The 15036-nt window shown below is 47.1% G+C and carries 17 protein-coding genes and 1 pseudogene; 9 read left to right on the top strand and 9 right to left on the bottom strand.

The genetic code is table 11. The features are described from left to right. The first annotated feature begins 12 nt into the window (after positions 1-12). The 3 genes from G9409_RS09385 (at position 13) to G9409_RS09375 (ending at position 2401) form a co-directional block, all read left to right on the top strand. A complete protein-coding gene (locus G9409_RS09385; protein ID WP_166808519.1) occupies positions 13-1113 on the top strand; it encodes an alpha-E domain-containing protein in 1101 nt (366 codons plus the stop codon). 21 nt (positions 1114-1134) lie between these two features. After that, positions 1135-1962, top strand: coding sequence for a transglutaminase family protein (locus G9409_RS09380; RefSeq protein ID WP_166808518.1), 828 nt, complete (start codon positions 1135-1137; stop codon positions 1960-1962). Positions 1963-2071: 109 nt separating this feature from the next. After that, positions 2072-2401: a tetratricopeptide repeat protein gene (locus G9409_RS09375; protein ID WP_166808517.1), complete on the top strand. Its 330-nt coding sequence runs from the start codon at positions 2072-2074 to the stop codon at positions 2399-2401. Positions 2402-2414: 13 nt separating this feature from the next. On the opposite strand, the gene arsN2 is transcribed toward G9409_RS09375, so the two are convergent. Both arsN2 and arsM read right to left on the bottom strand, forming a co-directional pair. Next, positions 2415-2912: an arsenic resistance N-acetyltransferase ArsN2 gene (gene arsN2 / locus G9409_RS09370; protein WP_166808516.1), complete on the bottom strand. Its 498-nt coding sequence runs from the start codon at positions 2910-2912 to the stop codon at positions 2415-2417. Between the two features lie 109 nt (positions 2913-3021). After that, positions 3022-3855, bottom strand: coding sequence for an arsenite methyltransferase (gene arsM, locus G9409_RS09365; RefSeq protein WP_166808515.1), 834 nt, complete (start codon positions 3853-3855; stop codon positions 3022-3024). Positions 3856-4021: 166 nt separating this feature from the next. Here arsM and G9409_RS09360 point away from each other — a divergent pair, with 166 nt between their 5' ends. The 5 genes from G9409_RS09360 to G9409_RS09340 all read left to right on the top strand — a co-directional run bounded on the left by G9409_RS09360 (position 4022) and on the right by G9409_RS09340 (position 9193). Further along, positions 4022-4708 carry a TetR/AcrR family transcriptional regulator gene (locus G9409_RS09360; RefSeq protein WP_166808514.1) on the top strand — a complete coding sequence of 229 codons (687 nt, stop codon included), beginning with the start codon at positions 4022-4024 and terminating at the stop codon, positions 4706-4708. Positions 4709-4978: 270 nt separating this feature from the next. Continuing rightward, positions 4979-6172 (top strand): calcium-binding protein, encoded by a 1194-nt coding sequence (locus tag G9409_RS09355; RefSeq protein WP_166808513.1) that lies wholly within the window; start codon positions 4979-4981, stop codon positions 6170-6172. A gap of 258 nt (positions 6173-6430) precedes the next feature. Beyond that, positions 6431-7300 (top strand): UbiA family prenyltransferase, encoded by an 870-nt coding sequence (locus G9409_RS09350; RefSeq protein WP_166808512.1) that lies wholly within the window; start codon positions 6431-6433, stop codon positions 7298-7300. A gap of 347 nt (positions 7301-7647) precedes the next feature. Next, positions 7648-7977, top strand: a complete 330-nt coding sequence (locus G9409_RS09345; protein WP_166808511.1) for a hypothetical protein — start codon at positions 7648-7650, stop codon at positions 7975-7977. A gap of 91 nt (positions 7978-8068) precedes the next feature. After that, a complete protein-coding gene (locus G9409_RS09340) occupies positions 8069-9193 on the top strand; it encodes a radical SAM/SPASM domain-containing protein (protein WP_166808510.1) in 1125 nt (374 codons plus the stop codon). Between the two features lie 138 nt (positions 9194-9331). On the opposite strand, the gene G9409_RS09335 is transcribed toward G9409_RS09340, so the two are convergent. Next, a complete protein-coding gene (locus G9409_RS09335; protein ID WP_407926797.1) occupies positions 9332-9718 on the bottom strand; it encodes a type II TA system antitoxin MqsA family protein in 387 nt (128 codons plus the stop codon). Between the two features lie 361 nt (positions 9719-10079). Here G9409_RS09335 and G9409_RS09330 point away from each other — a divergent pair. Next, positions 10080-10328: pseudogene (locus tag G9409_RS09330) on the top strand (GNAT family N-acetyltransferase); the annotation flags it as partial. 94 nt (positions 10329-10422) lie between these two features. On the opposite strand, the gene G9409_RS09325 reads toward G9409_RS09330, so the two are convergent. The 6 genes from G9409_RS09325 to G9409_RS09300 form a co-directional block, all read right to left on the bottom strand. Then, the gene (locus tag G9409_RS09325) at positions 10423-11022 is read right to left on the bottom strand and encodes an RloB family protein (protein ID WP_166808508.1); all 600 of its coding nucleotides are present in this window, start codon (positions 11020-11022) and stop codon (positions 10423-10425) included. Between the two features lie 14 nt (positions 11023-11036). Beyond that, entirely contained in the window at positions 11037-12305 is a 1269-nt protein-coding gene (locus G9409_RS09320) for an AAA family ATPase (RefSeq protein ID WP_208019702.1), read from the bottom strand. Positions 12306-12939: 634 nt separating this feature from the next. After that, complete coding sequence (gene nadS / locus G9409_RS09315; RefSeq protein ID WP_166808506.1) at positions 12940-13227, bottom strand: NadS family protein; 288 nt, start codon at positions 13225-13227, stop codon at positions 12940-12942. A 235-nt stretch (positions 13228-13462) separates the two neighbouring features. Then, the gene (locus G9409_RS09310) at positions 13463-13669 is read right to left on the bottom strand and encodes a DUF2283 domain-containing protein (RefSeq protein ID WP_166808505.1); all 207 of its coding nucleotides are present in this window, start codon (positions 13667-13669) and stop codon (positions 13463-13465) included. A gap of 52 nt (positions 13670-13721) precedes the next feature. Beyond that, positions 13722-13937 carry an addiction module protein gene (locus G9409_RS09305; protein WP_166808504.1) on the bottom strand — a complete coding sequence of 72 codons (216 nt, stop codon included), beginning with the start codon at positions 13935-13937 and terminating at the stop codon, positions 13722-13724. Positions 13938-14193: 256 nt separating this feature from the next. Continuing rightward, on the bottom strand, positions 14194-14985 hold the full coding sequence (locus tag G9409_RS09300) for a penicillin-binding transpeptidase domain-containing protein (protein ID WP_235923288.1): 792 nt from the start codon (positions 14983-14985) through the stop codon (positions 14194-14196). Positions 14986-15036 lie beyond the last annotated feature (51 nt).

The following is a 15036-nucleotide window of genomic DNA, read 5'->3' as shown; positions in this document are numbered from 1 at the left end:
TACCTGATTATCATGTTAAGCCGTGTTGCCGAATCGCTCTTCTGGATGAGCCGCTATTTTGAGAGGGCGGAAAATACCGCAAGGTTTCTCGACGTCAATTTCAATCTGCTGCTCGACCTCAACAACATCACGCATACCGAGAATCCGAACTACTGGATAGCGCTCATTCTTGTCACCAGCGACAGGGAGCGTTTCAATGATCTCTATAAGGAGTATAACGCCCATACCGTTACCGACTACCTGGTGTTCAACAAAAACAATCCGAACTCCATCACCTCCTGTATCGGGCTGGCAAGAGAGAATGCACGCAGCATCATCGAGAGTATTTCAAGCGAAATGTGGGAGCAGGTCAACAACCTCTACCACTATCTTCAGAGTGTCACGCCGCAGTTCGTGCATAACGACCCCTACAGCTTCTACAAGGAGATCAAAAATGCATCCCATCTCTTTCAGGGCATTACCGACAACACCTTCTCGCACAACGAAGGGTGGGACTTCATCCAGATTGCCAAATACCTTGAACGAACCGACAACATTGCCCGCCTGATCGATGTAAAATATCACATGCTGTTGCCGGAACTGCACAGTTCGCTGGAGGAGAGTGAAGATTCAACCGATATTGTAGCCGGCTCGGTGGATATCATCCAGTGGATGGCGGTACTGAAAAGCTGCAGTGCCCTTGAAGCATTTCGAAAGGTCTATCTCTCAAAGATCGATCCCGACAACATCCTGCGTTTTCTGATTCTTGACCGCAGCTTCCCGCGCAGTATAAACTTTTCGGTAACTGCCGCTGAAGATGCACTCTGGCGGATATCGGGCAGCTCCCGGCATCGCTATGTCAACAATGCCGACCGGCTTATCGGCAAAATGGAGGCCGAACTGAGCTACACCTCCATCGAGGATATCTACTCAAAAGGACTGCATCTCTATCTTGCCGATCTTGAACAGCGGCTTGTGAAAATTGGAGAACAGGTGCACCTGACCTATTTTGCCTATCATACACCGGAAATCGAACCGCAGGATGCCGATGAAGCGCTTCCCTTTACCGGAGTGGCTGGCGGACGAGCCAACTGGAGCCAGGCTCAACAGCAGCAGCAGCAGCAGCAGCAATAAACCGACACAATCACCAATCGAATGATTTTAAAAGTTGAACACGCGACCCTGTTTGAGTATGATACCCCGATCTATGAAACAGCAACAGAGGTAAGGCTCCACCCGAGCAACAACCACGCCGCGCCTCAGCGATGTGCAAGCTTCAAGCTTCAGGTTGATCCCCCTGCCACTATTTTCGAATACACCGATTTCTACGGTAACTGCGTCAACCACTTCAACCTCCTTCAGAGTCACAAACGGGTAAAAATTGTAGCGACATCCGTTGTGGAAACCGGTATTGGAAACACCTCTGCCGCCGATGATGAAGATATCTACCTGATGGATTTTTCCTGCGAAAGCCGTTATGTCCATTTTGACCCTGCCGTCCGCGATTTTACTACCTGTTTTGCCACGAATTCAGACAGTGCCCAGCTTGCTGAATCGATCTGCCGCCACATCAACGAATCCTTCATCTATGAGCCCGGAGTAACCGACGTGCACAGCACCAGTGCGGTCGTTATGGCTCTCGGGCGCGGGGTCTGCCAGGACTTTGCCCACATCATGCTTGCCACCTGCCGCTACCTCGGCGTTCCTGCCCGCTACGTCAGCGGCTACCTCTTCGGAGGCAGCACCCCCGACGGACGCGATGAGGCCAGCCATGCATGGTGCGAAGTCTACTGCGGGAGGGAAAAAGGGTGGATCGGCATGGATCCGACTCACAGCACGCTCTTTGTCGATGAGCGCTATATCAAAATCGGCTCAGGCCGTGACTATGGCGACGTTCCCCCGGTACGCGGAACCTTCAAGGGCAATGCCACCGAAAAGCTCAGCGTTGCAGTCAAGGTCTCTTCAATGGACGAGAAAAGCTGAGGAGCTCCCCAAATTCGTTTAAGGGAATTCATGCAGGAAGAGTACATTATACCATAACGATCAAAAGCAGGAACCGACTTTTAGGGGAGATTCAGAGACACCATTGATCATGTCAGGAAGTGTTCAATTCAGCACCGCCATCCTTCTGTTCGTGCTTCTTCTCACCGGAGCAGAACCCGCCGCCGGACCCCTGACCGCAGAAGAGTACTACCTGAGCGGCAAGGCAAAATATCACCTGAAAGACTATACCGGCGCCATTGAGGATTACAACAGGGCCGCAGAGCTGGCGCCGGACGTTGCCAAAATCTTCGGGAGCCGCGGCGCTGCAAAGCGCAAGCTCGGCGACAAACAGGGAGCCATCGAAGATGCAAAGCAGGCCGCCCGACTCGGTGACAGACAGGCTCAGAGAATCCTCCGTTTTTTCGGTTACGACTGGTAGGGGAAAAACCAGATTATCCTGAAGCTCCATCAAGATCCCGCACCATACAGACCGCGGATGAAGGACAGAGCGAGCGGAACTCGGCTGTACCCTGCACTCCCGGAGGCAGACTCTCTCGTGAACAAACCCGGTATCCCTTGCGCCCAAAATACTCTTCTGCCGTTGTAGTGAGGAGGTAGAGTTGTTTCACTCCTGCGCTGTATGCAGTGGCCTCCATACGCCTGCACAGTTCACCGGCAATACCCCGGTTCCGGCATTTCCGACTAACGCAAACCGAGCGCAATAATCCATCAGTTCCGAGCAGTTCAACCCCCGCCGACGCAATCAGCAATCCGTTCTCTTTGGCCAGTATAAAATGATCCATGTGCTCCCCAACATCCTCAAAAGGAAGGCTGTTTTCCTTGAGGAGAGCCTGCACCATCGGCAGATCATCCGGAGTAGCCGGAGAGTAGATGATGCGTTCCGACGGTGTTGAGCCCTCAATCATGTTAACCGGATTATCATTATTCATAAACTCTTTTCGGCAATTCATGTATTGCTTGACAGAGTTTCTTCTTCCCTGAAGGTAACCCAATCAACCGAAAACTTCAGCAAACTGGAGAGCGTAAAACTCACCCTGCTCAATTCAGCTGCTTTTTCGCTGCAACCTTCAGGCTCACGACGCTGTCGCCTATCCGCTGAATCTCGCTGATTGGAATGTTCATGGTTGCGACAACCTCCTTGAGCATCGGCTGTTCGGCAATCAACTCCGCAGGAAAGTGACTCTCTCCGACTACCGTTATCTCCTCAAACCCCGCACGCTTTATGGCATCGAGATAGTCATCCTTGCGAATGGCTCCGGCAATGCAGCGGATGTAAGCCTCAAGCGAACTGCCGAGGTAATCCGGCAGCTCTTCAAGCAGAGCCATGTCCGAAACCACAAGACTCCCGCCCGGTTTCAGCACGCGGAATGCCTCCTGAAATACCTTTGCCTTGTCGGTTGAGAGGTTGATGACGCAGTTCGAGATGATAACGTCCACGCTTGAACTTTCAACCGGCAAATTCTCAATCTCTCCCTGACGGAACTCAACATTGCGGTAACCGTTGTTCCGGGCATTCACTTTGGCCCGTTCAACCATCTCCGGGGTCATATCCACTCCGATAACACGGCCGCTCTCACCGACCTTGTTCGAGGCAAGAAAAGCATCCACTCCTGCACCCGAACCGAGATCAAGCACCACATCACCCTCCTTGATTACGGCAAGCGCCACCGGATTGCCGCATCCGAGGCCGAGATTTGCCCCATCCGGTATGCTCTGCAGTTCAGTATCGGAATAACCGGCAACCCTGCTTGCCGACTCGATAAACTCCGGCTCCATTACTCCCGACGGTTTACAGCATCCGAACAGGCTACCCCTCTTGACGGTTGCAGCGTAACGCTCTTTAACTGCATCCCTGATACTTTTCTGTTCCATGGTTACACTCCTTCTCTTTAACATTTATCGAACATTATATTTTTTATCATACACGGTGTTCGATAAAAAAGTAATTATATTTCAGGAGCGTGTCAACAACCAATGTTTCGACAATTGTTCGATTCCGGACAAAAGCACCGGTATCGTCCGGCAAAAAAGATGATTTATGAAAGAAAAAAAGGTGGACCGGCGGATAAGCCGCACGCGGAGGCTGATGCATGAGGCACTTATGGCCCTGATTGTGGAAAAAGGGTACGAGGCGGTCACCGTGCAGGATATTCTTGACCGGGCGGATGTAGGCCGCTCAACCTTCTATGCACACTATCGTGACAAGGATGAGCTGCTCCTCTCCAGTTTCGATCACCTGCGCACCCTCTTTGAAGAGCAGCAGCAGGCCCTTCTGGCCTCAAAGAGAACCGGCAGGGATCCGGCAGTCAATTTCGTGCTGGAACTCTTCCGTCACACCGGAAAGCATCACAGACTCTATAAGGCCATTGCGGGCAAACAAAGCGGCGAGATGATCCTGAAATACCTTCACCGCTATCTCTACAATCTTCTGATCGGGCCGCATACGGAGATGATGAAAGAGAGCATTGCTTCGACCGTTCCTGTTGAAATAACAACGCACCATCTGGTCAGTTCGCTGCTCTCGCTCCTTACCTGGTGGCTTGACAACAATATGCCCTACCCCCCGGAAAAGATGGATGAGTTCTTCAGGATACTCTCAACCCCAACTCTTGAAGCGGTCTTCGGACGAAAGATGGAGGAGAAAATCATGAGTGAATATGCTGCGGGAAGCGTGATGGCTTTTTACAGCCAGTTTATCGACCGCGGCTGCTGCCCCGACAAATAATCTTCTTGTTTTAGAAGTTTCTCCCAAAAACCCATCAAAACCGGAGATAATTTTTTTGTCGCATATAGGAAAACGCCTGTTTTTTATATATGTTTTTCCTCCAGCCTGCTGGTTAGTATCCAATATTACCGTTACATACCTATGCGCACCGTATATGCGCATAAAAACTGAAACCAGTAATTGATTTCAGCTTATTGGCCAAACCTGTGTTTTATTGACATGCCTAAAATCCGGACATTTTAACTCTTATTAACCTGAACAAAACCTGTTATGAGCACCAACAACAACCCCTTTAGTACAAAAGTTACCGATATCGACCGTGAGGCCGGGTTCATTATTGGCAACCACGAATGGGAGAGCAATCATGAGAATGATGATTCGCACTTCAACAATAACGATCATCATGACCATCAACATGAAGACCGGAATGATGGGGAGCATAACCACGGAGGCTCAGTAAACCATGCGCCGACATTTGTACCCGACACCCCGGAATCGGTCAACATTTTTGAGCACCACACAGCCGTGACGACACTGAATGCCATTGATGTGGATCTTCACGATACACTCAGCTACAGCATTGCCCAAACTGCCGGTACCGATTTCGCCCAGTTTGTAATCGACAGCAACGGGGTATTGACCTTCTCATCTGCACCGGACTTTGAGAATCCGCAAGATATTGGTGGAGACAACACCTATGTGGTTGATGTAGAGGTTTCCGACAATCATGGCGGCACCGCTCTGCATACTCTCACCGTGAATGTGCAGAACATTGACGAACTCCCGCTTCCTTATAACCTGACCGGTGATCCGAATGACTTTGATGATCTGCTCCCGGCTTCCGCCCATACCGGAACAACCGGAAATGACTCCCTGAGCGGTACCCCTGTTTACAACACCATTGTTGCACTGGCTGGTGATGATCGTATCTATGGTTACACGGGCAGTCAGGCGCTCTATGGACAGGCGGGCAATGATACTATCTACAACTATTTCGCTGGTCTGGTCTCTGGCGGTTCCGGGAACGACACCATCTACAATCAAAACAGTGTGGCTACCATCTATGGCGGCAGCGGCAATGACACTATCTACGGCGCTGTATCGAATGCTGATACGATTTATGGCGGGTACGGTGCGGACACGCTTTACAGCAGAGGTGGTTCGTCCACATTTGGCTACCTCGATCTGCGTGATACCGGTGACATCATCAACAGCTTTGACGCAGCCGGTAACAAGCTCGATTTCTCTGCAATCAATGCGGATCCGCTCAATGCTGCTCTTCAGGCATTTACCCTGACCAACTCGTCAACCGTTACAGCGCACGGTATCAACTATTTTGATGATGGTGCAGGGAACACAAAAGTCTGGGCGGATACCGATGGCGACACGGCAACGGTTGAGTTGGAGATTACGCTTGTAGGTGTAGCCGCCTCAACCCTGAGCGTTAACAACTTTACACTGTAACCTCCTTCCATCCTCATTAAACAATCCGTTTTTATGCCTGTGGCCACCTCAGGCACCCGACAGAATGGAAGCATCTCTCTGGTTCTGCTCTGTCGGGGAGACGGATAATATGCTGATCTCTATTGTTGATTTTTCTCAAGCACAGAAGGTTCCGGAACAAATGAAAGGAACGGAATAAACACGAAAAGACTTTGAGATAAAAAGTGTCCTGCTGATAAACATACCCGAAGATCGGATAATGGGAAGGGGGCTGAAAACATGCCGAACTATTTCTTCAGAAACAAACTGCATCTCTCGGTGCTCTCCTCGCTCGGGGCCGCAAGCTGGTCGGTCTATTTTAATATACCGGTTAATGGATGGGCTGTGCTGACCGTCTTTATCCTCACCTTTTCAATCTATCAGGACAACCGGCTCACCGATGACGTGGAAGATGCTGCAAATGATCCTGAAGGGCTGAAAAATGCGCAGAAAAACGAGGCGTTTATCACCTACATAACATCCTGGATGCTTCCGGTTGTTGCTCTCGTTATCGCCCTGCAATTCGGTTCTGCGGCACTCTGGACAACGGCACTGATCATCCTCATCGGATTTCTCTATAACCACAAATGCTTCCCCGCCACTCTCTCCCGTCGCCTGAAAGGAGCACGACGGCTGAAGGATATCTACGTTGTCAAAAATCTTACCCCTCCGCTCGACTGGGCAACCGCCATCATCCTGCTCCCCCTCTTTTTTGCCGGTCAGCCGATTACACCGAAAGCCTGGATTTGCTGGGGATATCTCTTTATCTGCGCCTTTTTTATCGAGGTCATGTGGGACATGCGCGACCGCCGGGGCGATCTGTCAAGCGGCATCAAAACTATAGCCAACACCTTCTCCTTTCTGCATACCAAACAGTTCCTCATCATCACAAGTGTGATCTCCGGAGCCATCCTGTTCACCTTTACCTTCACGAAATTTCTTCCGGGATCAACCTATTTCCTGCTCGCAAACAACGCGGCCGTGATCGTCATCGCCAGTTTGTACAATGAGAAGAGAGAGGCATTCATGCGCAAAATCAGCGACGTCACCATCCTCCTCGCCACCGTCCTCTTCCTCTCCTTCGGCCTGATCGCCTTCTATTCAAGATAGCCCCGTTCATCATCCGGACCTTCCGTTTCCTCATAGTTCACAAGATCATTCGATGTATTAATAATTGTTAATCAGCGTGTATTTTGGTAAATTTTGAAGCTTTCAACTACTTCATCAGCCAACACGGTTAGACCTCAAAGAGAGAGGAGGTGCTCACGACAAAAAGAACGGAATACATGACTCCATACCTCCCCGTTTATTCAGGATGAGCAAAAGCCGTCTCAACAGACAGGGGGAACCACACTCACAACAGTCATCAGCAATTTTCATCATCAGCAATGCAAAAGGAGGAAAATATGCAACTCATTTTTAAACAGTGGCTTAGCGGAATTCGAGCGGATTTTTGGTTGCCAAAAGAAAAATTGATCGGAGAGTTCATCGCAAAGAATAAAATCCCGGCTCTTGAAAAGATATCCAATGCTGTTTTAGAGGAGCATACAAGAGATCTTGCCGGAGTATTGAAACCTGTCGGTGCAAAAATTACGATAGATAAAATCAAACACTGGCCGGGCGGCTTGAAAAACCCGCACCTGCACTATAAAGGCGATCTCTATGTGCTTGATGATGCACAGTGGAAAAAATTCACAACGCCACTCTTGCAGGAGTTGAGCACCAAACTGACGACAGGGCCATCGATCTCCTTTGATGGTCTGGTTGATGCTCACGCAATCAAATAATGCGCCCACAAGGTAGCTCTGTTTTACTGAGAGCAATGGCAGATCGCTTAACTCTGCCATTGCTTTTTTTCCACTCTTCCTGTTTTACCCAATGAAATACACAATAGCGGTGACACAGCAATGCAACCTTGGATGCAGCTACTGTTACATATCGAGAAACAGAGAGGTGATGAGCCTGGAAACTGCCGACAAGATCATCGAATTCATGTTTCATCATACTCCGGAAGATGAAACCATCGAGATTGGATTTTTTGGCGGTGAACCCATGCTGGAGTTTGAGCTGATCAAAGCAATATCGAGCCGGATCCGGAGTCACCGTGGATATAATCCGGACAAGGTCAATTTTTTTATTGTCAGCAATGGTACGATTTTCTCGGACGCCATAGCCGATGAACTTCTGCGCCTGCAACTCCCTTTTGGCATAAGCTGTGATGGCCCTCCCCATATCCAGGACACTTCAAGAGTGTTCAGGGATGGCAGAGGGAGCTCAACCGTGGTTGAAAAGAATATCCGTTACGCGCTTCGCTCTTTTCCTTTTTTACCCGTTAATGCCGTCTACACGCCAAACACCCTGCAACACCTGCCGGAGGTGATCGATTATTTTTACGCACTCGGAGTCAGAGTCATCTATCTCAACCCTGATATTTCAGCACGATGGACAAAGGAGCACGCCCAAATGCTTCCGGTACTCTACCGCGCTGTCGGAGAAAAATATATCGACTACTACAAGCAGGAAACACCCTGTTACATCAGTATGATCGACAGCAAGGTTACGGTTATCATGAGAGGAGGCTATCAACCGCTTGAGAAATGCAGAATGGGCAAGGGGGAGTTTGCGTTTGCTCCATCAGGCAATGTCTACCCCTGTGAACGTCTTATCGGCAGTGATGATGGCGTGACCCACTGCCTTGGCAATATCAACAGCAGCAACCTGACACAGGTAAAATGCAGTCATGATGCCTCACAAATCGCCAATGCCACCTGCCCATCCTGCGAATTGAACCAGTACTGCATGAACTGGTGCGGCTGCACAAACTACTTTGCAACAGGCGACTACAACGCTCCGGGAGCATTTCTCTGCGCCTCGGAAAAAGCCTCGATTGGAGTTGCTCTGGAGGTTATCAATACACTCGGAAATGAAGGAATCCCCTTCTCTGATCACCTTGCAGGAACCCCGCTCATGAGTATTATCGGCGAGAGTGTTCTGAAAGGATAAGGTGGTTTAAGCAAAAGCAATCACACCGGAATGCTTTTGAGAAAGTTCTAACTGACCCTTTCCTTAGGCCTGGTCGTCTTCTATCCACGATAACCCCATTCACCATCCAGACCGCCCACTTTTGCCGCCGCAAACCGGTCACATTTCCGAAAGTAAATTCGGATGGCGGTCAATGAGTTTCAAAAGCTTTACCAGTGGTGCAGGCGGGCGGCTTTCACCCCTCTCATATCTGGAAAAGGCCATTTTCCCGACACCAAAGAGAGATGCAAGTTCTGCCTGTGTAAGATTGAGTTTTTTACGAATGCGGCGAATGTCTGCCCCGACATCACCCTTCACGGCACGAATCAAGCCCTCCTGCGCCTCCGTGTACCGTCGATAGCTCTCTTCGTCCCAAACTCCTTCACCACAATGCGAACAGAACTGTCCACGCATTGCATGCAAGGTTAACGATTGCCCTCCATAAGCAAGTGTTTCATCAAGAACTTTATCAACCATCCCGGAATGGCCGCATACAGGACATGTCATCATAACCTCACATCATTTTGCACCACAGTCAATCCCATAGACAAGCCCCCACGCAATGCTGTTACAGTAAACGGTCGGGTGCTTTTGTCGGCAACAACAGCTTGAACAGTGGTGAGGCTGTAATGTGGTGTTCGCTTCTCCAATTCAGCATGTTTTTATATCAATATGAATAATCTAATCAATTTGGCTAATTCCGTAAAAATAGTATAACGATCATCTAAAGTCTGCTGATTCTGATCTGTCGAAAGCTGCCAATTACTATCCGCTGTGCGACAATGGCAGTCAACCCACAACGTTCTCCTCTCACACTTCATGGTAATAATCGGAAGGTAAATACAGAAAATCATGAACGTCCCCACCACGTTTAGCTGTTGATCGATCCGTTCAGGGGATGGGGTTAGGCGGGCAGTTACTGCTTGCAACAGGCCGACGCTGCATTCTTGCATCTTTACAGATTGGAGGTGTCGCTCTCCTCATTGATGCCAAAAATGATCGGGTTGCGAACTGGTATGCCAGCTTCGGAGCCCTGCCTCTGCTGGATGCACCGCACACTCTCTTGCTGCCACTCAAAACAATCTACGCGGCACTCGATTCCGCCGGAAAGCTTTGAAACGGAGCCGACTTTAGAATACTCGGGAACGTTGTTTCGTAATTCAAACAACTCCGCATTCAATCTATTTCGACTAGAACTAAATCTTGATTGATCAGTTAATTGAGTCAAGAATTCTTTCAACGAGTTTATAAACAGTTGTCCCTGTATTTTCAGGCCAATTAGTAGTTCTTCCAATATCTCGTTTTTTAGCCCTTTCGATAGCAATTAAAATATTTTCTGAATTGAATTTATACCTTTCAATTCCCTTATCGTACGATAATAAATAACGCTTTAAACGATTTTCACAATTTTTTGGAGATGAGATACTCTTACTATTCTCGAAATGAAGAAGTAACCAATATTCAAACTTAGGATTACTTAAACAAAAACCGTAATTTTCTTTTTCTATAGACCACTGGTATAGTGCATTAAGATCTTCAGTTTTCCATCTATCGCGATCTACGACAATCCACGCCTCATCAGATTTCCTTATTTTTTCAACGGATAAATATTTGGTAAGTTTACATAAAATCTGTTTTGGAGCACTTTTATTTTTATTTTTTAGACATGTAATTTTAATTGTTACCTGATTATTGTTAAATAAATCAAAATATTCATTTTCTGTTCTTGCACCTTCAGCTGCAATGACAAACATTTTTTTATATCTTTGCTCACCGAGAGGCCGATGGAAATGACTTTTAGTCGATTTCATTTTTTATCGCATAATCAGTTATCGCATGAATCAGAAGAAAGAACCTCATTTATAAGCAGTCTAGGTATTCCACCCATCCTTCCTTGCAAGTAACTTTTTCGAATATCATTATCAATACGAACATCTTTATATTCGCTGAATGATTTCAGTGTCGAAGCACCTGCAACATCACGTTCTGCAATCCACATTTCATCACGTCTTAATAAGTTCTGGTCCATCAACAACACATCGTGAGTTGTAAAAAGAAGCTGTGAACGGCTTTCTATGGAACAAGTACCAAGAAAGTTTTCAAGAAGACGTCTGGTTAACAATGTGTGGAGACTACGATCAAGCTCATCAATGACAAAAACTGAATGCGATTTTTTTGCTGATATGTCGATAAACGCTGGAAGAAGGTCGATTAATCGCTTTGAGCCATCTGCTTCTTGATCAATCTCAAAATTTGTCTCAGATCCATCTGATCTCTTGTGAGAAGTTACCAGTTTTTTTGCAACAATTTTACCGTCTTTTAATCTGATAATAAATCGATTATCTTCATCATCCACAAATTTCATTCCTTTCTCATCACTAATTTTTTCTTGAATATCTTTTTTTATAATCTCTGGTAATGGTAGATTTTCAAATTTGATATTAACTGAGCTCAGATGAGAAATACCTGTATCAAGTTCAGATAAATAATTATTCATCTTGTTACGGAGCGAGTTTTCTTCATCCAAAAATACTTCAAATGGCCCAAAATTAGTATAGGGACTAATAAGTATAAGTTCTTGGTGAAACCAGTCGTAAACTGGTTTGAAATTTTTAACTTTTTGTGACACAGAATTTGTTAAAAAAAGCTGATTATCTCTCGTTCCTTTAAACGCATAATTTAAAAATGCATTATTTTTTTTAAGGCTTTTGTCAAAACGAATTTTTTTATTTTGGCGAGAATACAGTGTTTTTTCACTGCCACTTGTAACCCTCACTAACTTTTCTTCTATGATGACTTTGTTGGATATGGAAAAACTAAATGTATATATGACTTCATCAATTAGTAGATCAAATGAAAAACTAGTCGGGAAGGATGCCATTTGATCACCAAGAAGAAATTGATTCACATGAATAATACCCTCTAGAGGTGTTCCTTTGACAACAAGATTTCGAGCAAATTCAAAAGCCTTAAAAAAATTCGTCTTCCCAGAAGCATTTCCGCCGTAAATAGCAGATATTGGCAAAATTCGAATAGGGTACTTGGAAATAAAAGGAATGCGATCTCTGTGATTTTTTTCGCGACTCGCAATCATTGAAAACGTAGTTTGGTCACGAAATGACGCCCAATTTTTCAGTGTAAAGTTAATTAACATAGTATGCCCTATTTTGGGAGATATTTTCTCCTAATATCAGGATAAATCGCGTCAATACAAACAAAATTTTGTTGTTTTACCTACTGGGGAGTTCGTGATGTTGTTCAATGAAAATATGGCACGCCTCACGGACGTATGCAACAAGGGCAACAGAAGCAAATCACCCCTTGCTCCCGACACATGCCAATAGCTTATCGTTATACCAGTAACCCACTGGCAAGAATGATATTGTCGCTACAAAATATTAGCCTTAAAGTACACAGATTTCCTGCAAATTTTCAGAAGAAGCCAGAGAAAAGTCGCTTCGATATGAAAATATTCGTCGAAAATGCGGCTTCATAACCACCATTTTCATCGATAGTTACTTCAACTACTCCCACTACACATGAGATGATTTTGAATTCCGGATGCTGGATTTTGGATTGAAGAGAAAAGGAAGATTTTTAACCACGAATCACGCGAAATGACTCGGAAAAGAGGTTGAAGAGATTATGAACTCTGAATCGAACCCACGCCCAATTACGGGGCGGTGTTCATAACGAGTAGCTTCAAGACTGAGGCGAGCCCCGATTGTTTAGCTGTTCAAGACCTGCAAGACCGTTTCGGGAGCTTTTTTAACAAGGTTGAGCAACACCAGCGCCGGACCATTCGGTTTGCGGTCACCCCTCTCCCAATGCCGCAGGGTGGCAACACTGATACCAAATGCGGCGGCAAACTCATCCTGCGTCAAGCGGGTTCCATGCCTGATACTTTTAACGTTGACAGGTTCCGGATGAAATACCCTGACCCGAACCTTTTTTCCCTCAGAATAATCAACAGCCTCTTGCAGACCCTTTTTTATACTTTCAAACACATTATCCATTTTTCCCCTTATAGTTTTGAACCAAATTTTTTGTCAGTCCGGCCAGCTCATTCCGCTGTGATTTGTTCAGGTTTCCCTGCTCACTTTTACTGAACGCGGTTATCAGAAATAGCGGCATATCCGGGTTTTCCCGGCTATCGGGTTTCCAGCAAGAAATGAGAGAAGAAGATCACAAAGACTCCGGGACGTTGTTAAGCAAGAGAAGAATATTTGAAAGAGTTGGGAGAAAAAACGGTTAAGCGGTTTTCCGGGGAACTTCCTGGTATGAGAACTCCCAGAGCCCTGCATTTTCTTTGGCGTGCTCAATTGTCATGCTTATGAGATTTCCCTTCTCATCAATGTCTATAAAGATATTTTCGCTGATCTCCCGAGTTTCAAATACCGGTTTGTCAATCAGTTCCACAAGGGCCGTATCGGTATCCTCAAAATATTTCACTTTCATGGGTTAACCTTTTTTCGATGTGAGCTACTTCAAGGACGCAGATATCCATTGCTCAAAGATTCTTATACTTTTCAAGAACCTCACCGAGGGAGAGTGACTTTATAAGCCCATTGTCGTATGCCTCAACCCTGCTCTCCGACTCTTTTTGCCATAACTCATCAATCGTTTTATCCGGCAAATCGAGATGAGCGATCAACTTATCGACAAGCTCCGCCTGCTCCTGAGGTGTCAATGCCAAAGCCTTTTGGTAAATATCTTTTGCCGTCATCGTAGGAAAAGATTTATATGTAAAAAGCACAGCACGCTACCAATACTTCATAATAACAACATCTTCAGAAGAAGACAAACAGAGTGCCGCCAGTATCTCACGCTCGGCAGCAAGAGGGTACCGCTATTAATTGTCGTGAGCGGTTTGAGGACAAGGCAGACGGAGAGCAGAAACCGGAATGTACACGGAGTACATGAGGATTTTGAGCACCGACCAAAGAAGTAATCGAATCGCGGAACAAATTTATAGCGGTTCCCTACAGAAGATTCTGAGCGCTGAACACCCTTTCCATAATCGTGCGGGCGGCTTTTCCCGAGGGGTGCTCTCCGCCGGTGATGTTGCAGGCGAACGCGTACTCAACTCCCCCGCTTTCGAGAAAGCCGACAAACCATCCCAGCTCCTCTCTCCCCTCCGCACTCCTTCCTGATCCGGTTTTGCCGTAGAGTTTCCCTTTCGGGCTCTCTGCAACGAGCATAATGTCACGCAGCGTATTCAAGTGCTTTTTGGAAAAGGGGAGCCTGCCGTCGAGCAGCCTGTTCAGCAGTGCGACCTGTTCGCTCGCGCTGATCAGTAGTCCGGCTCTGCCCGGTCGGGGAAGCCAGAAGGAGTCAATCCCAGATGATATCTCCCTGTTGCCATAGCCGATCCGGTCGATATACCTTTTCATTCGTTCATGCCCGATCGCACTTGCCAATGCCTGAAACGAAGGTACTGCCGAAACCCGAAAGGCCTCACGGAGGGTGAGGTTGCGGTTCCACCCATCGATATCGCGGTGCACGCCGTCCCAGGTATACCATGGGTCGTCGGCTCCCCTGAGCAGGCCGAGCTGGAGGCCGATCAGGGTGTTATAGATCTTGAATGTCGAGCAGGGAGAGATTCGCCGTGCACTGAGCGCCGGATTCACGTCGGTCACGGTGCCGTCGGAGCGGTTAACGATCACGAGCGCCGTATCGTATTCGCCGAAGAGCTTTCGGTCAATCTCCTGCGCTTCCGAACACGCCGGAAGGGCAGGAAAAAGCAGCAGAAGGAGGAGCAGCAGTTTCATCATATTCAATCCTGAAAGGGTATCAGCTTCATTATGGAAAGTTCATGAAAAAGC

Source organism: Candidatus Chlorobium masyuteum (genome assembly GCF_011601315.1).
Lineage (GTDB): Bacteria > Bacteroidota > Chlorobiia > Chlorobiales > Chlorobiaceae > Chlorobium > Chlorobium masyuteum.
This window is presented reverse-complemented; position numbering and strand designations above follow the sequence as displayed.